Annotated in this window: 16 protein-coding genes; 9 read left to right on the top strand and 7 right to left on the bottom strand. The window is 65.2% G+C overall.

Annotated elements, in window-relative coordinates:
- Window positions 1-152: 152 nt before the first annotated feature.
- The 3 genes from T331_RS0100375 to ptsP are packed head-to-tail and all read right to left on the bottom strand — an operon-like array spanning window position 153 to window position 5,298.
- The gene (locus T331_RS0100375; RefSeq protein WP_026438609.1) at window positions 153-1,826 is read right to left on the bottom strand and encodes a fructose-specific PTS transporter subunit EIIC; all 1,674 of its coding nucleotides are present in this window, start codon (window positions 1,824-1,826) and stop codon (window positions 153-155) included.
- A complete protein-coding gene (gene pfkB / locus T331_RS0100370) occupies window positions 1,823-2,794 on the bottom strand; it encodes a 1-phosphofructokinase (protein WP_026438608.1) in 972 nt (323 codons plus the stop codon). The genes T331_RS0100375 and pfkB overlap by 4 nt, the downstream gene beginning before the upstream one ends.
- Window positions 2,791-5,298, bottom strand: coding sequence for a phosphoenolpyruvate--protein phosphotransferase (ptsP, locus tag T331_RS0100365; protein ID WP_026438607.1), 2,508 nt, complete (start codon window positions 5,296-5,298; stop codon window positions 2,791-2,793). The genes pfkB and ptsP overlap by 4 nt, the downstream gene beginning before the upstream one ends.
- Before the next feature lie 180 nt (window positions 5,299-5,478).
- Between ptsP and T331_RS0100360 the strand changes: the two genes are divergently transcribed.
- On the top strand, window positions 5,479-6,471 hold the full coding sequence (locus T331_RS0100360) for a LacI family DNA-binding transcriptional regulator (RefSeq protein ID WP_026438606.1): 993 nt from the start codon (window positions 5,479-5,481) through the stop codon (window positions 6,469-6,471).
- A gap of 13 nt (window positions 6,472-6,484) precedes the next feature.
- Here T331_RS0100360 and T331_RS0100355 read toward each other — a convergent pair whose 3' ends face one another.
- Window positions 6,485-8,350, bottom strand: a complete 1,866-nt coding sequence (locus T331_RS0100355) for a chloride channel protein (RefSeq protein WP_026438605.1) — start codon at window positions 8,348-8,350, stop codon at window positions 6,485-6,487.
- A 169-nt stretch (window positions 8,351-8,519) separates the two neighbouring features.
- On the opposite strand from T331_RS0100355, the gene T331_RS0100350 reads away from it, so the two are divergent.
- The 5 genes from T331_RS0100350 (at window position 8,520) to T331_RS0100330 (ending at window position 14,575) form a co-directional block, all read left to right on the top strand.
- Window positions 8,520-9,434, top strand: coding sequence for a LysR family transcriptional regulator (locus T331_RS0100350; protein ID WP_268843607.1), 915 nt, complete (start codon window positions 8,520-8,522; stop codon window positions 9,432-9,434).
- Between the two features lie 94 nt (window positions 9,435-9,528).
- Complete coding sequence (locus tag T331_RS0100345; RefSeq protein WP_026438603.1) at window positions 9,529-9,993, top strand: formate dehydrogenase subunit gamma; 465 nt, start codon at window positions 9,529-9,531, stop codon at window positions 9,991-9,993.
- The gene (locus T331_RS0100340; protein ID WP_026438602.1) at window positions 9,993-11,507 is read left to right on the top strand and encodes a formate dehydrogenase beta subunit; all 1,515 of its coding nucleotides are present in this window, start codon (window positions 9,993-9,995) and stop codon (window positions 11,505-11,507) included. The genes T331_RS0100345 and T331_RS0100340 overlap by 1 nt, the downstream gene beginning before the upstream one ends.
- Before the next feature lie 9 nt (window positions 11,508-11,516).
- Window positions 11,517-14,360, top strand: a complete 2,844-nt coding sequence (gene fdhF, locus T331_RS0100335; RefSeq protein ID WP_026438601.1) for a formate dehydrogenase subunit alpha — start codon at window positions 11,517-11,519, stop codon at window positions 14,358-14,360.
- Window positions 14,357-14,575 carry a formate dehydrogenase subunit delta gene (locus tag T331_RS0100330; protein ID WP_026438600.1) on the top strand — a complete coding sequence of 73 codons (219 nt, stop codon included), beginning with the start codon at window positions 14,357-14,359 and terminating at the stop codon, window positions 14,573-14,575. Before fdhF ends, T331_RS0100330 begins: the two co-directional genes overlap by 4 nt.
- 51 nt (window positions 14,576-14,626) lie before the next feature.
- Here the strand turns inward: T331_RS0100330 and T331_RS0100325 are convergent, their stop codons facing one another.
- The 3 genes from T331_RS0100325 to T331_RS0100315 form a co-directional block, all read right to left on the bottom strand.
- A complete protein-coding gene (locus tag T331_RS0100325; RefSeq protein WP_008492812.1) occupies window positions 14,627-15,454 on the bottom strand; it encodes a formate/nitrite transporter family protein in 828 nt (275 codons plus the stop codon).
- A gap of 174 nt (window positions 15,455-15,628) precedes the next feature.
- On the bottom strand, window positions 15,629-16,621 hold the full coding sequence (locus T331_RS0100320) for an NAD(P)/FAD-dependent oxidoreductase (RefSeq protein WP_026438599.1): 993 nt from the start codon (window positions 16,619-16,621) through the stop codon (window positions 15,629-15,631).
- A complete protein-coding gene (locus T331_RS0100315; RefSeq protein ID WP_026438598.1) occupies window positions 16,618-17,340 on the bottom strand; it encodes an SDR family NAD(P)-dependent oxidoreductase in 723 nt (240 codons plus the stop codon). The genes T331_RS0100320 and T331_RS0100315 overlap by 4 nt, the downstream gene beginning before the upstream one ends.
- Before the next feature lie 269 nt (window positions 17,341-17,609).
- Between T331_RS0100315 and T331_RS0100305 the strand changes: the two genes are divergently transcribed.
- The 3 genes from T331_RS0100305 (at window position 17,610) to T331_RS0100295 (ending at window position 21,138) form a co-directional block, all read left to right on the top strand.
- Window positions 17,610-19,151, top strand: a complete 1,542-nt coding sequence (locus T331_RS0100305; RefSeq protein ID WP_244876861.1) for a phospholipase D-like domain-containing protein — start codon at window positions 17,610-17,612, stop codon at window positions 19,149-19,151.
- A 179-nt stretch (window positions 19,152-19,330) separates the two neighbouring features.
- The gene (locus tag T331_RS0100300; RefSeq protein ID WP_026438596.1) at window positions 19,331-20,608 is read left to right on the top strand and encodes an RsmB/NOP family class I SAM-dependent RNA methyltransferase; all 1,278 of its coding nucleotides are present in this window, start codon (window positions 19,331-19,333) and stop codon (window positions 20,606-20,608) included.
- On the top strand, window positions 20,605-21,138 hold the full coding sequence (locus T331_RS0100295) for a GNAT family N-acetyltransferase (protein ID WP_026438595.1): 534 nt from the start codon (window positions 20,605-20,607) through the stop codon (window positions 21,136-21,138). Before T331_RS0100300 ends, T331_RS0100295 begins: the two co-directional genes overlap by 4 nt.
- Window positions 21,139-21,160 lie beyond the last annotated feature (22 nt).

Here is a 21,160-nt window from a genome sequence, read left to right as displayed (position 1 = left end):
CTCCTTACCAGAAAGGCTGTCTCAAGAAAACCCGCCAGAGCGCGCCCCCGCCAGCCGGGCCCAAAACGCGGAACAGGCCGGTGGATGCCCACCGGCCTGTTCCGTTTGCGATAAACCGAGAGTCTTCTAACGGGAGCGTCCAGCCCCCAGCCTCAGGCCAGAATGGCGGCGTTGCGCTTGGCCAGCCCCAGCGCCAGCGCCGTGGCGACACTGCCGGCGATAATCGCGATGGCATAGACCCCCAGATGCGTCACCGCATTCGGGATCGGCAGCACGAAAATCCCGCCATGCGGCACCTTCAACTGTACGCCCATCGCCATCGAAATCGCCCCGGCCAGGGCCGAACCGGCCATGTTGCAGGGGATCACCCGGAACGGATCGCGCGCCGCGAAGGGAATCGCGCCCTCGGTGATGAAGGACAGACCCAGCGCGCCGGTGGAGAGGGCGGATTCGCGTTCATCCAAGGTGAAACGGCTCGGGAACAGATAGGTCGCCAGCGCGATGCCCAAAGGCGGCGTCATGCCCGCGGCCATCACGGCGGCCATCGGTGTGTAGATCTGCGCGGAGAGCAGCCCGACCGCGAAGGCGTAGGCCGCCTTGTTCACCGGCCCGCCCATGTCGAACGCCATCATCGCGCCGAGCAGCAGCCCGAGAATCACGGCCGAGGAGCCCTGCATGGATTTCAGCACATTGGTCATGAAATTCATGATGTCGGCAATCGGGGTGCCGATCACGTAGACCATCGCCAGCCCCGTCACCAGCGTACCCGCCAGCGGCAGGATCAGCACCGGCTTCAGCCCTTCCAGCGCGCGCGGCAGCTTCAGGGTTTTGTTGAACCAGGAGGTGAAATACCCGGCCAGGAACCCAGCCGCGATGGCGCCCAGAAACCCCGCCCCCAGCAGTGAGGAGAGCAACCCGCCGATCATGCCCGGCGCCAGCCCTGGCCTATCCGCGATGGAATAGGCGATGAACCCGCCCAGGATGGGCACGAACAGGGTGAAGGCGGATTTCGCGCCGATCTCAAACAACGCCCCGGCGAAGCTGTGGGCGTGGCTCGGCTCGGTGGCGTAGATGCCGCCAAAGGCGAAGGCCAGCGCGATCAACAGCCCGCCCGCCGTCACGAACGGGATCATGTAGGAGACGCCAGTCATCAGATGCCGGTAGGGACCGGTTTTCACTCCCGCCGCCTTCTGCGGCGTCGCCGTGCCCGTGGCGCCGCCCTGCAGCGATGCCTGCTCGAAGGCGCGGCGGATCAGATTTTGCCCATCATTGATCGCGGCTTTGGCGCCGGATTCGAACAGCCGCTTGCCGGCGAAGCGTGAGAGATCCACCTGCCGGTCGGCGGCGATGATCACCAGATCCGCCGCGGCGATCTCCTCCGGCGTCAAAGGCGTCTGCGCGCCGACGGAGCCTTGGGTTTCAACCCGGATCTCGTGGCCCAGCGCGGCGGCGGCCTGCAGCAGCCCCTCGGCGGCCATGAAAGTGTGCGCGATGCCGGTGGGGCAGGAGGTGACGGCGACGATCCGCTTCACCGCCTGCTTCGGCCCGCCCAGCAAGGCGGCGGGATCGGCCAGCACCTGTTCGATGCTCGCGGTGACACGCGGCGCCGTGGCCTCGGGCAGCGCCGCGCCCTCGCCCACCAGCAGCACCAGGCTGGCCTGCTGCATCTGCGCGGCGCTGAGCTTGTTCAGCACGCCTTCGGAGGTATGCACCTCCACCTCGATGCTGCTTCCCTGCAGCTTGGCCGCCTTGCGCAAGGCCTCCGCCGCCAGCACGCCCTGCACGACCGCCTTGCCCGCGGCAACCGACGCGATAATCTCCGTCATACGCTCATCCCTTCCGCTTCCATTTTTGTCAGGTTTTTCACAACCACTTGGTTTGCCAGCGCCTCGATCTCCTCGCGCGGCGGCAGATTGGCCCCCGCGCGCCCGAGCTTGCCCGCCGCGAAAGCGGTGCCCAGCCGGGCGATCCGCTCCAGCCCCGCCCCGTCGCGCAGCGCCGCGATGATCCCCGCCATCATCGCATCCCCGGCGCCGACGCTGCTGACCACCCGCAAGGGCGGCAAGCCGGCGTGCACGGCCTGCCGGGCGGTGACGAAGACGGCGCCCTCGGCGCCGAGCGAGACGACGACCAGCTCGACGCCGCCGGCATTCAATTCACCCGCCGCCGCCAGCAGCGCCGCGTCGTCAGGCAAGACCCGGCCGGCCAACTCTTCCAGCTCCGCCCGGTTGGGCTTGATGGCGAAGGGCTTCACCGCGCTGCCCAGCCCGGCCTTCAGCGGCGCGCCCGAGCTATCCAGCAACACCCGCACCCCGCGCGCGGCCAGACGGGCGATCAGGCTGGCATAGAAACCGGGCGCGATCCCGGCTGGCAGGCTGCCGGCCAGCAGCACCACGCCCCCCGGCACCGCCAAACCCTCCAGACGGTCCGCCAGGGCAGCCTCCATCCCGGCCGGCACAATGAGGCCGGGCAGGTTGATGTCGGTAGTGTCGCCATCATGGCTGAGCTTGATGTTGGTGCGGGTTTCGCCGGGGAGGCGCAGAAACCCGTCCTCGATCCCCTTGGCGGCGAACAAAGCGGTGAAGGCAGCCTGGTTATCCGCCCCCAACAGCCCGCTGGCGGCAACCGGGCCGCCGCCCCAATCCGCGAGGCAGGCGGCGACATTCACCCCCTTGCCCCCGGCATGCACGAACGCCGCGCTGGCGCGATGCACCTGGCCGGGGTGCAGCCCGTCCAGCAGCACTGTCTGGTCCAGCGCCGGGTTCAGGGTGACGGTTAAAACCGGCGCGCTCACGGCAGCTCCAACGCCCGCACCTCGGCGGCGCTCGCGGCCTCCAGCGCCTGCTCGGCCAGCGCCTTCAGGGCGCTGAAGGCAACGCCGCGCAGCTTAGCCTTCACCGCGGGAATGTCGCGCGGGGTCATCGAAAGCTCGCTCACCCCAAGCCCAGCCAGCAAGGCCGCGCCCAGCGCATCGCCGGCGATACCGCCGCACACGCCCACCCAGCGCCCATGCGCCCGCGCCCCCTGCACGGTCTGCGCGATCAGCCGCAGCACGGCGGGGTGCAGGCTGTCCGCCTCCGCCGCCAGCTCTGGGTTCTGCCGGTCGATCGCCAGCGTATATTGCGTCAGATCATTGGTGCCGATGGAGAAGAAATCGCAATGCGCGGCCAGGCTGTCGGCCTGGATGGCGGCGGCAGGCACCTCGATCATGATGCCGATCGGCAGCGCCGGCCCGTTCACCGCGGCGCGAACCTCCTCGCAGATCTCGCGCAGCCGGATGATCTCGGCCACCGAGGTCACCATCGGGAACATGATCGACACGTTCCCGCCCTGCCCCGCCGCGCGGTAGATGGCGCGCAGCTGCGGCAGCAGCAGATCCTGCCGGCGCAACAGCAGCCGGGCCCCGCGCACGCCCAGGAAGGGATTTTCCTCGCGCGGCAGATGCAGATGCGCCACCTGCTTGTCGCCGCCAATATCCAGGGCGCGGATAATCAGCGGCCGGTCCTCCAGCGCCTCGATCATGCCGCGATAGATCGCCAGCTGCTCATCCTCGCTGGGCGTGGCGCCGCTTTCCAGGAACAAGAATTCGGTGCGCATCAGCCCCACACCCTCGGCGCCTTCGGCCAGCGCCATCGGCACCTGGTCCGGCCGGTTCACATTCGCCGCCACCTCGATATGCACGCCATCAATGGTGGTGGCCGGGCGGGCGCGCTCAGCCTCCTCACGCTCCCGGGTGGCGCGCAAGCCCGCCGCCCAGTTTTCCGCCGAGGCCACATCCTCCGGCGAGGGGTTGAGATAAAGCCGCCCGGTCTGGCCATCGACGATGGCGAGCTGGCCGGAAAGCGCCTCCTGCGCCAAGGCCTCGCCGCCAGCGACGATGGCGGGCAGACCCAAAGTGCGGGCCAGAATCGCGCTATGCGCGGTCGGCCCGCCCTGGATCATCGCCAGCCCCAGCACGCGGTTGATATCCAGCCCCGCCGTATCGGAGGGGGAGAGATCCTGCGCCACCAGAATGCACGGCGCCTCCGGCAGCTCGGTGAGCGAGCCCGAGGCGATCGACGGGTCGAGCCAGGAGAGCACCCGCCGCCCGACATCGCGCAGATCCGCCGCCCGGGCGGCGAGCACCGGGTTGCCCAGCGCGCCGAGCCGGGCGGCCATGCGGTTCACCGCCTCATTCCAGGCAAAGGCCGGGCCATGGCCTTCCACCATCAGCTGGCAGCTCAGCGTGATCAGGTCCGAGTCGTTCAAAAGCTCAGCCTGCGCCTTGAAAATCTGCGCATCCTGGGCGCCCAGGCGGCGGGCGGTGGCATCCGCCAGCGCCACCAGCTGCTGGCGGGTGTTGGTCAGGGCCTCATGCAGCAACTGCCCGCCTTGCGCGAGCGCCACCGGCTGGTCCGGGATCTCCAGCGCGTCGCCCCGCAGCACATGCAGCCTGCCGATGGCCAGGCCCGGGCTGGCGGCGATGGCGGAAATCGTCAAGGGATTGCCGGGCGGGGTCCAGCCGCGTACCGGGGCGGCGGCCTGCTTGGCGGCAGCGGCGGCGGCATCCGCCACCTCCTGCGCGGTCAGCCCGGTGATCTTGGCGCGCAACGCCGCCAGGGCCGTCTCGGCGCCCTCGCCTTCGGCGGACACCGTCACCGTATCGCCCCGCCGCAGCCCGAGCTGCAGCAGCGAAACCAAGTTGCGCGCATCCGCCATCTCCTGGCCATGGCGCACCCGAATTGGCACGCCATGGGCGCGCACCACATCCACCCAGGCACTGGCCGGGCGCGCATGCAGCCCGGCGGGATAATCCACAACCCACTCAAAAGCCTGGCTGAAATCCTTCGCCGCCGGGGCCTCCTGGCGCGGCCCGTCGCTGGCCAGGGCGTGCAGGATGGCATCGGCATCGGCGGTGGAGAACAAAGCCTGCAGCCTGGCATCGTCCTGGATCAGGCGGGTCAGGCGGCGCAGGATGGTGATGTGTGCATCGCCCTGGGCGGCGATCGCCACCACCAGATGCGCGCGCTGCCCGGCATTCCATTCCACCCCGGCCGGCACCTGCAGCACCACGATGCCGTCGCGCTGGATCAGCCCTTTATCCTCGCCCAGCCCGTGCGGAATCGCCACGCCATGGCCAAGGAAGGTATTCGCCACCGCCTCGCGCCGCAGCATCGACTCCCCGAAAGCCGGCGCCACGCAGCCCGCCGCCACCAGCAGCTGGCAGGCTTGCGCGATCGCCTCCTCCTTGCTGGCGGGCGTGGCGTTCAGCCGGACAAATTCCCGGCCCAGCAGGTGATCTGGCGGTGTCATCGACATGGCATTTCCTCAGACATATTTGCGGCCAACTGAAATCGTTTTCAGTTTCCATGTCAAGCATTATCCAGCATCGCAAGGCCATCAAGACGCAACATCATGCTTGTCTCTTGCTTTTTCCGGCGATTCAGCGCTCATTTGACTGAGAACGATTTCGTGCTTTTAGGCGAAACCGGAGGAAGCATGAGCGTAAGCATCAAAGACGTTGCAGCCAGGGCGAATGTGTCCCCCGCCACCGTATCCCGCGCCTTGGCGGGCGGGCAGGTGAGTGCCGCCTTGCGCGCCAAGGTCGAGGAGGCGGTGAAAGCCACCGGCTACCGCCCCAACCTCTCGGCGCGGCGGCTGCGCTCGCAGGAGTCGCAGACCATCGGGCTGATCGTGGCGGATATCTCCAACCCGTTCTTCACCGCCGTGGCCCGCGCCGTGGAGGATGAAGCCTACAAGGCCGGGCTACGGGTGATCCTCTGCAATACCGACGAAAACCCGGACAAGGAGGCACTCTACCTGCAGCTGATGGAGGAGGAACGCGTCACCGGCGTCATCTTCGCCCCCACCCGGGCCACGGTGGGCAAGCTCGCCAAACGCCAGTTCAATTTCCCGATGGTGCTGATCGACCGGGCCGAACCCGGCAGCGGCCAGGATGCGGTGGTGCTGGACAATGCCGGCGCCGCCGCGCTGCTGGTCGAGCATCTGCGCGACCGTGGCTACCGGCGCATCGAGGGGCTGTTCGGCAACGCCTCCACCACCGGCGTCGAACGCCGCCTGGGCTATGAGGAGGCGATGCGCCGCTTCGGCCTCACCCCCTCGGCGCGCTTCATCCCCCCCAGCATCAAGGCGGCGGAGGAAGAGGTGGCTGGCTGGTTCAGACGCGGCCCGGCGCCGGAAGCGGTCATCGCCTCCAACGGGCTGCTGCTGATGGGGGTGGTGCGCGCCCTGCGCGCCGCCGGCAAATCGATGCCGGACGATCTCGCGGTGGCGGGTTTCGACAATGAGAGCTGGACCGATCTGATCGGCCCCGGGCTGACGGTGATCGAGCAGCCGGTGGCGACGATGGGCCGCACCGCCATGCAGCTCCTGCTGGAGCGGCTGGAGGAGCCAGACGCGCCACTGCGCAAAATGGTTCTCGGCGGGCGCTGCCTGACGCGCGGCTCCACCACCGGGCGCGAGCGGCCCTGAAGCTCACCCCGCCTCAGTCATTCCTGTAATCGGCGACATTCGCGGCGACGCTGTCGGCCACATGCTCCTTGGTAATCACGCCGCGCACATCCTCGGCGCGCGGGGCGCCGACGCCATCGCCCACCACCACCGCCATGATCGCCTGTTTTCCCCAGAGCCGGCGGATGACATCGAAAGCCATGGTGTTTTCGCGCACGATGGTGAAATCCCGGCTGGCCAGATCGCCGAGCGTGATCCCGCGCTCATCTTCCGCCAGCCCTCGCCGCAGCGCCATATTCACCCGCAGCACGCCGCGGATCTGCCCGGCTTGCGTCACCACCACATGGCGCATCCGCCCGGTCTCCTCCTCAGCGCTCAGAAACGCCTCGAAGCTGGTCTCGGCGGGCAGGATGGTCACGCTCCGCACCATGATGTCGCGCGCCCGGCGGACCAGGAACATGTTGGCATGGCGCGCCCGGGGAATGCTGTGGCCGCGCCCGACCAGCTTGACCGTATAGATATTCTCCGGCGAGAGCAGCCGGCGCACCCCGACCGCCACCGCCACCGCGACGATCATCGGCATGACGATGCCGTAATCGCGCGTCATCTCGAAGATCATCGCCACCGCCGTCATCACCGCGCCGGTGCCGCCGCCCACCATCGCCGCCATGCCGACCATGGCGAAGCTCGCCACGTCGATCGGCAACGGCACATGCAGCGCCTTCAGCGCCGCGGCGAAGGCGCCGCCGATCGCCGCCCCCATGAACAGCGAGGGTGAGAAAATGCCGCCCGAGGAACCGGAGCCGAGGCTGACCGAGGTGGCGAACAGCTTGGCCACGAACAGGAACAGCAGCAAGGCTCCGAGCATTGGCAGGCTGGTGCCGAGCTGGCCGGTGAGGATCGCCTCGATCGTCGCATAGCCGACGCCATCGACATAATAATGCCCAAGCGTGCGATAGAGCAGGTAGAACAGCAGCCCGACCATCGCCATGCCCAGCGCGTGGCGCAGATAGCGATTCGGGATCCGCTCAAACGCATCCTCCGCCAAATGCAGCCCCCGAATAAAGCCCCAGGCGGCGACGCCGATCAGCCCGCCTAGCACGGCGAACAGCAGCAAGGTCGCGGCGGCGTCCGGTCCGGTGCCCAGCGACGGCAAGGGCGGCACGAAGAACGCCGGCTGGTCGCCAAAAAAGGCACGCCCGATGAAGGTGGCCGCCCCCGTCGCCAGCGCCACCGGCAAAAACGCCGTCACGCCGATTTCGGGCATCATCAGCTCGATGGCGAACATCACCCCGCCGATGGGGGTGTTGAAGGTCGCCGCGATGCCGGCCCCGGCCCCGGAGGCGACCAGAATGATCCGCTGATCCGCCGGCATCCGGATGAGCTGCCCCAGCGTCGAGCCCAGCGCCGAACCGATCTGGATGATCGGCCCTTCCCGGCCGACCGCCGCCCCGGTGCCGATGGCCACCGCCGAAGCCAAGGATTTCACCACCGCCACCACCGGGCGAATGACGCCGCTTTTATAGAAGATCGCGTCCATCACCTCCGGCACGCCATGGCCGCGCGCCTCCGGGGCGAAATTCACCACCAGAAACGTCACCACCAGCCCGCCAATGACCGGCACGAAAATGATCAGCCCGCCCCAGGGCGAGCCGGCGGTGAAGTGATTCGCGTCGTAATGCCAGGAAAGTTGCCCCAGGAAGCCGAGATTATGGATCAGCCCGATCAGCGCCCGGAACAAGGCCGCGCCGGCGCCGGTGAAAATCCCCAGCCCCAGCGCGATCAGCGACAAGGAGAGCAAATTGAGCGCGCGCACCGGCCCCCCATCCATCGGCGTCCGCTCTGGATCATCAAACGCCGCGCCGGATTCGACCTCGCGCTCGGATGTGGACAAGCTCATGGCCCTGTTTTCCTCCCATCGCCGGTCTTGCGCCAGGAGGATGGCGGCCGGCCGCCTCTCCCGGCCTCGTTCAGACCGGGTTGTGATAACATGGCGGCGAAGCCGGCAAACGGCAATGCGCAAAGCCGGCAGATCTGGGCTTTGACAGCCCGCCACGCCCGCCGATACTCTGCGCCAGCAGCCCGGGAGCGTCCCCATACTCACCAAATTTGAATATCTCATCGCCCTGGCGCGGGAGAAGAATTTCGGCCGCGCCGCGCAGGCCTGTGGCGTCACGCAGCCCAGCTTCTCGGCCGGCATCCGCGCGCTGGAGGAGCAGGTGGGCTTGCCTCTGGTCATTCGCAGCTCGCGCTTTCAGGGCTTCACCCCGGAAGGCGAGATCGTGCTGGGCTGGGCACGGCGCATCGCCACCGATCTGCGCTCGATGCGGCTGGAGCTGGCCACCGCCAGCGGCGGCCTCGCCGGGCTGTTGCGGATTTCGGTGATCCCGACGGCGCTGGCGGTGGTCGCCGGGCTCACCTCGCCCTTCCGCGCCCGCCACCCGAATGTGCGCTTCAGCGTGGAATCCGCCAATTCCGGAGAGATATTGCGGCAGCTGCAGAACGCTGAAATCGATGTCGGCGTCACCTATCTGGATAACGAGCCGATCGGCAAATTCCGCTTCACGCCGCTTTACAGAGAGCATTACCGGCTGGTGACCAGCGCCCTCTCCGCCTTTGGCGAGCGCGACGCGGTGAGCTGGGCCGAGGTCGCGCAGACGCCGCTTTGCCTGCTGACGCCGGATATGCAGAACCGGCGCATCATCGACCGGCTGCTGAGCCGATCCGGCGCGCATTTGCCGCCGGCGGTGGAATCGAACTCGATCATGGTGCTGCTCTCGCATGTGCGCACCGGCAACTGGTCCTGCGTGCTGCCGGAGAAGCTGGTGGAGATTTTCGGGCTGGGGCCGGGGTTTCGCTCAATCCCGATCAATGACCCCGAGGAGGCGCATATTGTCGGGCTGCTGGCGAGCGACCGCAGCCCGATGCCGCCGCTGGCCCAGGCGATGTTCACCCTAGTCCTGGAGGGCGGGCTGGTTCTATAGTTTTGTGCTATCGCAGCACTGAATTACCCGGATTGAAATTCACCTTACGTTCGCGCATTTTCCCGCCGTCAAGAGCAAGAAGGTGAAGCGATCCATGTCCGCCAGCTGGGATGCGTCACGCGCGCAAGAGATTGTTAATAAGTATCTGCCTATCAAAGGTCCGATGCTGCCAATCCTGCACGCGCTCCAGGAAGAGTTCGGGTTTATCAGTGACGAGGCGATGCGCCTGGTGGCGCAGAGCCTCAATGTCACCCGCGCCGAAGTCTATGGCGTGGTGTCGTTCTATCATGATTTCCGCCAGGCCCCGGCGGGCCGGCATGTGCTGAAAATCTGCCGGGCGGAAGCCTGCCAGTCGGTCGGTGGCGAAGCCCATGCCAACGCCTTGCTGCAAAGCCTCGGGCTGAAATGGGGCGAGACCACGCCGGATGGGCGGCTGACGGTGGAGCCGGTTTATTGTCTCGGGCTCTGCGCCTGCGGCCCCAACGCGATGCTGGATGGCGAACCCCGCGCCCGGCTGGATGCGCAAGCCCTGCACGCCCTCGCCGAGGAGGCCGCCTGATGCGTATTTTCGTCCCCCGCGATGCGGTTTCCCTGGCTCTGGGGGCTGACCTTCTGGCCGCCGCCATCGCCGCCGAAGCCGCCAGGCGCGGCGTTGCAGCCAAGATCATTCGCAATGGCTCACGCGGCATGTTCTGGCTGGAACCGCTGGTCGAAATCGAGACCCCCGAAGGGCGCACCGGCTTTGGCCCGATGACATTGGCGGATGTGGCCGGATTGTTCGCCGATCCCGCCTCCCACCCCAAGGCACTGGGGCTGGTCGAGGCCCTGCCCTTCCTCGCCAAGCAGCAGCGCCTGACCTTCGCGCGCTGCGGCATCATCGACCCGCTGAGCCTGGCGGATTATCGCGCCCATGGCGGCCTCGCCGGGCTGGAGCGGGCGCGCGGGATGAGCGCCGAGGCGATCTGCGCCGAGATCACCAAATCCGGCCTGCGCGGCCGTGGCGGCGCCGGCTTCCCCACCGGGGTGAAATGGGAGACGGTGCGCAAGGCCGAGGCGCCGCAGAAATACATTGTCTGCAATGCCGATGAAGGCGATTCCGGCACCTTCGCGGACCGCATGATCCTGGAGGCGGACCCGTTCTGCCTGATCGAGGGCATGGCGATTGCCGGGCGGGCGGTGGGCGCCAGCCAGGGCTATGTCTATTGCCGCTCGGAATATCCCAACGGCATCAAAATCTTCAACGAAGCGCTGGCGATCGCGCAGGAAACCGGCCTGCTCGACGGCTTCGCGCTGGAGCTGCGGGTCGGCGCCGGCGCCTATGTCTGCGGCGAGGAGACGGCGCTGCTGGAGAGCCTGGAGGGCAAGCGCGGCATGGTCCGCGCCAAGCCGCCCATCCCGGCGCTGCGCGGCCTGTTCGGCCAGCCGACGGTGATCAACAACCTGATCTCGCTGGCGACCATTCCCTACATCATGGCACAGGGCGCGGAGGCTTATGCCAGTTTCGGCATGGGGCGCTCGCGCGGCACCATGCCGGTGCAGCTGGCCGGTAACATCAAGCATGGCGGGCTGTTCGAGACCGCCTTTGGCATCACGCTGGGCGAGCTGGTGAACGAGATCGGCGGCGGCACCGCCTCCGGCCGGCCGGTGCGCGCGGTGCAGGCGGGCGGGCCGCTCGGCGCCTATTTCGCCCCGGCGCAATTCGACACGCCCTATGATTACGAAGCCTTCGCCGCGCGCAACGGGCTGATCGGCCATGGCGGGCTGGTGGTGTTTGACGACACCGCCAACATGGCCGCGATGGCGCGCTTCGCGATGGAATTCTGCGCCCATGAATCCTGCGGCAAATGCACGCCCTGCCGCATCGGCTCGACGCGCGGCGCGGAGATTCTGGACCGGGTGGTGGCCGGCGCGTCCCGGCCGGGGGATCTCGATCTGGTCAAGGATCTTTGCGAGACGATGAAATTCGGCTCGCTCTGCGCCCTGGGCGGTTTCACCCCCTACCCCGTGCTGAGCGCGATCACGCATTTTCCTGAAGATTTTGGCGGCGCCGCGCTGCCTTTGGCGGCGGAATAGGAGTCCAACATGGGTCTGATCCACGAAGTCGATTACGGCACCAAGCCGAGCAACGCCACCAAGCTGGTGAGCCTCACCATCGATGGCCAGAGCATCACCGTGCCGGACGGCACCTCGGTGATGCGCGCGGCAATGGAGATGGGCACGCAAATCCCCAAACTCTGCGCCACCGATACGCTGGATAGTTTCGGCTCCTGCCGGCTCTGCCTGGTGGAAATCGAAGGCCGCGCCGGCACCCCGGCCTCCTGCACCACGCCGGTGGCCGAAGGCATGGTGGTGCACACGCAGAACGCCAAGCTGGCGAAGCTGCGCCGCGGGGTGATGGAGCTGTATATCTCCGACCATCCGCTGGACTGCCTGACCTGCGGCGCCAATGGCGATTGCGAATTGCAGGACATGGCCGGCGCTGTCGGGCTGCGCGATGTGCGCTATGGCAACGAGATCGAAACCCATCTCGGCCAGGCCAAAGACACCTCCAATCCCTATTTCCAGTTCGACCCCTCGAAATGCATCGTCTGCTCGCGCTGCGTGCGCGCCTGCGAGGAAATCCAGGGCACCTTCGCGCTGACCATCGCCGGCTCCGGCTTCAATTCGAAAGTCTCACCGGGCATCGGCGAGATGTTCCTGGGCTCGGAATGCGTCTCCTGCGGCGCCTGCGTGCAGGCCTGCCCGACCGCGACGCTGATCGAAACCTCGGTGCTCGAACAGGGCCAGCCGGAGCATTCCGCCGTCACCACTTGCGCCTATTGCGGTGTGGGCTGCGCCTTCAAGGCGGAGATGCGCGGCGAGGAGCTGGTGCGCATGGTTCCCTACAAGGATGGCCAAGCCAATCACGGCCATTCCTGCGTGAAAGGCCGCTTCGCCTGGGGCTATGCCACCCACAAGGACCGCATCACCAAGCCGATGATCCGCGCCAAAATCACCGATCCTTGGCAGGAGGTGAGCTGGGAGCAGGCAATTTCGCATGTCGCCGCCGAATTCAAGCGCATCCAGACGCAATATGGCAAGGATGCGATCGGCGGCATCACCTCCTCGCGCTGCACCAATGAGGAAACCTTCCTGGTGCAGAAGCTGATCCGTGCGGGCTTCGGCAATAACAATGTCGATACCTGTGCCCGCGTCTGCCACTCACCCACCGGCTACGGGCTGAAAACGACTTTGGGCACCTCCGCCGGCACCCAGGATTTCGACAGCGTGATGGAGTCCGATGTCATCATGGTCATCGGCGCCAACCCGACGGACGGGCATCCCGTGTTCGGCTCGCGCATGAAGCAGCGTCTGCGCCAGGGGGCGAAGCTGATCGTTATCGATCCGCGCCGCACCGACATTGTCCGCACCCCGCATGTCGAGGCTGCGCACCATCTCGCACTTCGCCCCGGCACCAATGTCGCGGTGGTGAATGCGCTCTCGCATGTCATCGTCGCGGAAGGGCTGGTGAACGAAGCCTATGTGCGCGAGCGTTGCGATTGGGATGAGTTCTCCGAATGGGCGGCCTTCATTCTGGACCCGAAGAACAGCCCGGAAGCGGTGGAGCAGATTTCCGGCGTGCCGGCGCAAACCATCCGCGAAGCGGCACGGCTTTACGCCACTGGCGGCAATGGCGCCATCTATTACGGTCTGGGGGTGACCGAGCATAGCCAGGGCTCTACCACCGTCATCGCCATCGCCAATCTCGCCATGGTCACCGGCAATGTCGGTCGGCGCGGTGTCGGCATCAACCCGCTGCGCGGCCAGAACAACGTGCAGGGCAGCTGCGATATGGGCAGCTTCCCGCATGAATTCCCCGGCTACCGGCATGTGGCGGATGACAATGTCCGGCATATTTTCGAGGCGGAATGGAACGTGCCGCTCTCCAACGAGCCGGGGCTGCGCATTCCCAACATGCTCGATGCGGCGATGGATGGCAGCTTCAAGGGGCTCTACATCCAGGGCGAGGATATCGCCCAGTCCGATCCCGACACGACCCACATCACCAACGGCCTCAGCGCCATGGAATGCGTGGTGGTGCAGGATCTCTTCCTCAACGAGACCTCGAACTACGCGCATGTGTTCCTGCCTGGTTCGACCTTCCTGGAGAAGGACGGCACTTTCACCAACGCGGAGCGGCGCATTCAGCGTGTGCGCAAGGTGATGGCGCCGCGCAATGGCTATGCCGATTGGGAAGTGACGCTGATGCTGGCCAAGGCGATGGGGATGGCGCTCGACTACACCCACCCCAGCGAGATCATGGACGAGATCGCGCGCACCACACCGTCTTTCGCCAATGTCTCCTACGCGGCGCTGGAGGAGAAAGGCTCGATCCAATGGCCCTGCAACGACGCCGCGCCCGAGGGCACGCCGATCATGCATATCGGCCATTTCGTCCGCGGCAAGGGCAAGTTTGTCGTCACCGACTATGTGCCGACGGACGAGAAAACCGGCCCGCGCTTCCCGCTGTTGCTCACCACCGGGCGCATCCTCTCGCAATATAATGTCGGCGCGCAAACGCGGCGGACCGCGAATGTCGCCTGGCATGAAGAGGATCTTCTGGAAATCCATCCGCATGATGCCGAGCAGCGCGGCGTGAAGGACGGGGCCTGGGTGAAGCTCGCCAGCCGCTCCGGCGAAACCTCGCTGCGCGCGAAGATCACTGATCGCGTTGCGCCGGGCGTGGTCTATACCACCTTCCACCACCCGATGACGCAGGCCAATGTCATCACCTCCGACTATTCGGACTGGGCGACGAATTGCCCGGAATACAAGGTGACGGCGGTGCAGGTCTCGCTCTCCAACGGCCCGACCGAATGGCAGGAGCGCTACCAGGCACATAGCGAGAAGGCCCGCCAGATCGCGCCTCAGGAGGCCGCGGAATGAAGACCGAGAAACTCGTCTACATGGCCAACCAGATCGGCACTTTCTTCAAGCATGAAAAGGAGGACGTGGCCGTGCGAGAAATCGCCGGCCACCTCAAGAGCTTCTGGGAAAAACGCATGCTCGCGAATATCTTCGCGCATCTGGAGCAGGGGGGCAGCGGGCTAAATGAGCGTGTTCATAAAGCCTTGTCTCAACTGCATCACGAACGAAACTGAAATTTTCCAGACATCAAAAAAAAGGGAGGGGAAATTCCCCTCCCTTTTTATTTACCCCTGCACCGGTATCGAGCCTTGCTCAGCCACCGGGGTAGCGGACCTGCCGAAAGACAGATACAGCCCAGCCGCCGTGATGATGACCGCACCGATAATGTTCCCGATCGTCACCGGGATCTCGTTCCAGATCAACCACTGCGCCACACTCACCTTCGCACCGAGCATGATGCCGCAGGGAATCACGAACATGTTCACCACGCAGTGCTCAAACCCTTGCGCGACGAAGGCCATGATCGGCAGATACATCGCGAAGATTTTGCCAATGGTCGAGCGCGTGACCAGCGCCATCACCGCGCCGAGGCTGACCATCCAGTTGCAGATCACACCTTTGAGCAGCGCCGTGCCCCAACCGGCCGCGCCCGCGCTCATATAGGGAACCACTTTCAAGGTGGCGATCGCGATAATTTTCGCCCCAATCGGGGACGGCGCGTCGGTGAAAAACTTCGTATCGATGGCGGCGAAGAGCAAAGCGTAAATCACGCTTCCAATGAGATTGCCGATATAGACCAAGACCAGGCCGGAGACGACCTGGCCGCCGGAAATCCGCCCGCCCATCTGCGCGTAAGGCAGCAGCGCGGCATTGCCGGTGAAAAGTTCAAGTCCGAGCAGGACAAGCAGGATGAACCCGACCGGGAAGAACAAGGCCGAAACCACGATATTGCCGGTGGCCACAAGCGCACTCACGAACAAGGTGGTGGTGAAACCCAAAAACATGCCCGAGAGAATGCCGGTCAGTAAGATGGTCTTTGCCGGAAGATTTGCCTTCTTTGTGCCGGCTTCCAGCATGGCGCCGGCCAGGGCCGGGGGATTAAGCCAATCCATGAATACTCTCCAAGAAAATTACACGCGATTATTGGATATTTTTGCGAGCACGGCGAACGACGGCACAAACGCGCCGAGCCGCCGAGTGCCACACTATCCTGGGAGATTTAACAAATGACAAGTATTTTATGGAGGATAATTCGATCTGTTGATGCGTGCGATGACTTTGTCACGCTAAGCCGTAAGCGCCTTGCGAACCTGCTCCGCGATCCGCACACCGGAGAGATACGCCGCCTCGACGCGTCCGTGATCCGTCCAGTCCCCGCACAGCGCCAGACGATTTTCGGCATCGAGCATCGGCAAGCCATCCTGGGCCGGCGGACAATTCGCATAGCGCCAACGATGCAGATCCGCGTGCTGCACCCGCAATTTCCCCTCGATCAGACGATCAAGTTCCGCGCGCATCACCGCCTCAACCAGAGACGGGGGATCTTCCATATGAACATCCGCCCAAAGATTATTGGACAGCACCACCAACCCTGGCCCGGCTTCATGCCCTGGCCTCGATTCACAAACCGCCAGCCAACTGAGCGGCCCGCTGATAATTTCCGCGGCATCGAAAGGCAATTCCGCAGGCGCCTCCAGCCCCAGCATCAATGCGAAACAGCCCGACATGCGCGCGGCCTGGGCATTGACACGCAAGGCTGACTGATCGGGCAACAAAGCGGCCGCCTGCAACGCCGGCAAGGCGATGACCACAAAGGCAAACGGGCCGAACACCTCCCCGCTGTCACTCTGCAGGCTCCAGCCGGTTCGCGTCTCACGCAGCTGCGTGATCCTGGTTTGCAATTTCACATCCAAGCCGCGCGCCCAATACGCGGAGAGCGCGCTCATGCGGCCCGTCCCGACATAATGCGCCGTGTCATCATCCCAGAGCTGGCGACTTATCTCACACCCATTTTCAATTTTCGAAAACCGGCAGCGCCATGGGGAGACGATGCCGGCGCTGCGTAGCGCCGCAACCTCCGCGACAAAGCGGGGATCGCGCGCGGTGAAATATTGCGCGCCGAAGTCAAACGCGAACCCCTCCCGGCGGCGATGCGCCAGCCGCCCTCCCGGCCCACGCGCTTTTTCAAAAACGCGCACCGAAAAATGGCGGGAGAGACCACGCGCCACCGCAAGCCCCGCCGTGCCCGCACCGATCACGGCGACGGATGATGAGGTCATGGCAAAATCTCCGTGCCGTCATAAGCGAATAATTTTCCGGATTGCGCCGGCGTGGCCGCCTCCATCACATCCAGCAATTGCTCGGCCGCATCCTCGGGCTTGCGCAACTGCCCAGGCGGAACCAGTTTCTGGAATGGACGCGACAATGCACTATCGACGGTGCCAGGGTGAAGGCCCATGATAACCGCGTGCGGCGCGCGCCGGGCGGTTTCGATCGCGGCATTGCGCAGCATCATGTTGAGCCCCGCCTTCGCCGCGCGATAACCGTACCAGCCACCTTTTTGATTATCGGAAATGCTTCCGATGCGGGCCGAAAGGGCCGCGAACCTGGAAGCACGGTCGCGCGGCAACAGCCCCAGAAAATGCTTCATCACCAGGCTCGGGCCGATACAATTTACCGCGAACGACATGGCGAGCGCGTCGGCCCGCAGATCACGCAACGCCTTCTCCGGCAGCATATCGGGCGCATGCAGGAGCCCGGTTGCGACGATGATCGTATCCAACACCCCGTCAGCTCCCAGCCGCGCCGCATGGAAGCTGAGACTGGCTTCATCCAACAGGTCGACCTGCGCGGGATAGATGCCGGGCGCGGCGGCAACCGGCTGGCGCGAGAGCGCATGCACCTCCCCCACGCCGCGTCGCCTCAACGCGTCAACCAAAGCGCCGCCAATGGCACCGCGTGCCCCGAATATAACCGCGCGATCACCGAGCCTACTCATGGCAGCTGACCATCCCAATCGTTACTTGTTGATAACAAAAAATTAAAGGACTTCATCAGAAGACTTACGCTGCCAAAGGGAATATGGATCAGTGCGCCGCACAGGACAGATCCATAATTTTCACCCATACATAACTAAAAATTCATTCTCATGAAGCATCTCATCGTGCTCCATCGCCGCATGATCAATCGCTTGCCCCGAATGCGACCAACCTCCCCGCCAATTGTTTTCGCTTTCGGCCATCCCATATCTGGCTCTCAAAACTGCGGATGAGGGAAGCGGAAAATGCCGGGCTGGGCAGGTTTATGTCGATAGCCAACGACATCACGCCCCCCTCCCCTGGACCGCGCGCTGAAGCGCTTTTGCAGCCCGGCCATAATTGCTGGCGCATTGAACAGGCGGAGCGCTTCGCCGTCATCATCGACGCGGCCGATTATTTCATTGCCGTCCGCCAGGCGATGTTGGCGGCCAAACACAGCATCTATCTCATCGGCTGGGATTTTGACGCGCGTATCCGCTTGGGAGATGGGGGCGATGGCGGGCCTGTCGCACTCGGCGATTTCATCCTTTGGCTGGCGCGGCGCACGCCATCCCTGAATATCAGGTTGTTGCGATGGGACACCGGCGCCTTCAAGGCAATATTTCGCGGCGGCACAATTTTCTCAATTATCCGCTGGAAGCTGAATAAGCAGATTCGCCTCAAGCTTGATGGCGAACATCCGCTGGCGGGCTCACATCATCAAAAAATCGTTGTCATTGACGATCGAATCGCGTTTTGCGGCGGCATTGATATGACTCTCGGGCGGTGGGACACGCGCCGTCATCTTGACGACGACCCACAACGTGTCGGCCCCAACGGCGAAAAACTAAAGCCTTGGCATGATGCCACCAGCGCCTTCGATGGCCCCCTGGCCCGGGCCATGGGAGATCTCGCGCGTCAACGCTGGCGGGCGGCAACAGGGGAAGTGCTCACCCCGGAAACCGCCACGCATGATTGTTGGCCAGCCGCGCTACGTCCCAATTTTCATAATATCCGCCTGGCCATTGCCCGCACCATACCCAAAATGCCGGACCGCGAACCGGTTGCCGAGATCGAGCAAATCTATCTCGACCTCATCGCGCGGGCGAAAAAATGGATCTACGCGGAAAGCCAATATTTCGCCTCCCGGCGGGTGGCGCAGGCCATCGCCAAGCGGTTGGCCGAGCGTGACGGTCCGGAGATCGTCATCCTCAACCCGGTCAGCGCCGAAGGCTGGATCGAGCCCATTGCCATGGACTCCGCCCGCGCCCGGCTGGTCGAGGCGCTGCGGCGGATCGACCATCAGGGCCGGTTTCGGCTCTATCACCCGCTGACCAAAGGCGGCAACGAGATCTATGTGCATGCCAAGATTACCATCGTCGATGGCGTATATCTGCGGCTCGGCTCCTCCAACTTCAACAACCGCTCGCTGCGGCTTGACACTGAATGCGATGTGATCCTGCCGGCCCATGAGGCGGACAACCAAGACGGCGAGCTTCATTTCATGCCGTTGCTGCACGATCTCCTCGCGGAGCATTTCGATCGCACCGCCGACGAGATCGCCGCTTTGTTCGCGCAATGCGGCTCGCTGATCGGTACCATCGAAACATTGCGCGAAGCTGCCACCGGCCGCAGCCTCACGCCCTACCAATTGCCGGATCTGGGCGGCGTGAAAGAGTGGCTGGCCGACAATGAAATCCTCGACCCGGAAGGGCCCGACGAAATCTTCGAGCCGCTGAGCCGCCGCAGCCTGTTCAAGGGCTGGCGCTGGCCCGCGTTCAGAAGGCGCTAATTGAACCGGGCGGCGCCCGCCTCCGGCTTGCCGTGGGTGGCGCGGCTTGGGTGGATGGAACGCGGTGTTGGGCTGCAAACCCTCGGCGGGTTCTCGCTTTAGCCCCTGCAAACCCCCTATCCGCCCCCATTTGGCGGATTTGACTTGACGCCCTGCCCCGCATCCGCGACGGGTGCGCCATGACACCCGCCGGACAGCTTGCCGCCGCCATCGACCTTCTCGGCCTCATTGAGGCCGATCCCCGCCCCGCCGATGCGGTGGCCAACCATTTCTTCCGCACCCGCCGCTTCATCGGCGGCGGCGACAGGCGCGCCGTCTCGGCCCTGGTCTGGGGGGTTCTGCGCACCCGCCGGCATCTGGGCTGGTGGCTGGATTATCACCGCGCCCCGCACACCCCGCGGCTGCTGCTGGCGGCCCAGGCGCTGTTTTCCGGCCAGACGGTGAACAAGATCGCCATGGCCTTCGTCTCCGGCCGCTACGGCCCGCCACCGCTGCAGCCTGAGGAAATGGCGCTGCTGGAGAAGCTCTCGACCCGCACGCTGGAACATCCGGACATGCCCGAAGCGGTGAAATTCGAGATCCCGGACTGGATCCTGCCCAAGCTGCGCGCCCAGTTCGGCCCCACCCTCGCCGCCGAAATGGCGGCGATGAACGAGCCGGCAACGCTGGATCTGCGCGTCAATCTGCTGAAAACCGACCGCGACGGCGCCCGCATGGCGCTCGCCGCCGAAGGCTTGCGCGCCGAGCTGACCGAATATTCCCCCTGGGGCCTGCGGCTGCGCAACCGCCAGTCCGTCACCACCGGCAAAGCCTTCCAGGAGGGGCTGGTGGAGATCCAGGACGAAGGCAGCCAGCTCATCGCCCTGGCGGTGGATGCCAAGCCGGGCATGCGCGTCGCGGATTTCTGCGCCGGCGCTGGCGGCAAGACGCTGGCGATTGCCATGGGCATGGCCAATAAGGGCCATATCATCGCCTGTGACGTCTCCGAGCCCCGGCTGGAGGGCGCCATCAAGCGCCTGCGCCGCGCCGGGGTGCACAATGCCGAGCGCCATCTGCTGGAGCCCGGCGACAAGTGGGTGAAGCGCCAGGAGAAAAAATTCGACCGCGTGCTGGTGGACGCCCCCTGCACTGGCACCGGCACCTGGCGCCGCAACCCGGACGCCCGCACCCGCCTCACCGAGACCGATCTGGCCGAGCTGACGGTGAAACAGGCCGATATTCTCGACCGCGCGCAAAAACTGGTGAAGCCGGGTGGAAGACTGGTTTACGCCACCTGCTCCGTGCTGCAAGATGAGAACGAGGCACAAATCGAGGCGTTCATGGCGCGTCATCCTGAATTCTCCGTCCTGCCCCTGGAAGCGCCCGAGGCGCTCAAAGGTTCCGCGCATCTGCGCCTCTCCCCCGCCCGCAACGGCACTGACGGGTTCTTCGCCGCCATCATGGTGCGTGCCAGTTGATTTCCATACGCCGCGCCCGGTTGTCCGATGCCAGTGGCGTTGCCGCCGTGCATGTGGCCACCTGGCGCAGCGCCTATGCCAATCTGCTGCCTGATGATTATCTCGCCAATCTCTCCCTCAACCGGCTTTGTGCCTATTATGAGCATTCCATCCGCGTCGGCGGCGGGCTGCATGTGATCTCCTGCTATGGCGAGCCCGGCGCCCCGCCGATTCTCGGCTTCTCCAGCGCCGCCCGCTGCCGGGAAAAAACCCTCGGTGATGGCGAGATCGAGACCCTCTATATGCATGAGGATTACCGCGACCGCGGGCTGGGCGGGCAGTTGCTGCGCAGCTCGGCCAAGCATCTGGCCCGGCTCGGCTGCCGCTCGGTCTATGCCTGGGTGCTGAGTGAGAATCCGTCCCGCTATTTCTACCAGCATCTCGGCGGCAAGCAGATCGCCTCTGGCACAACCTGGGTCGGCGGCGAGGAAATCCCCCAGATCGCCTTTGCCTGGGACCCGATCGAGACCCTGCTCGACGTAAATGCCTGAGCCGCGCTTTCCCTCTGTTGCA

Source organism: Acidocella facilis ATCC 35904, assembly GCF_000687875.1.
GTDB classification, from domain to species: Bacteria; Pseudomonadota; Alphaproteobacteria; order Acetobacterales; family Acetobacteraceae; genus Acidocella; species Acidocella facilis.
This window is presented reverse-complemented; position numbering and strand designations above follow the sequence as displayed.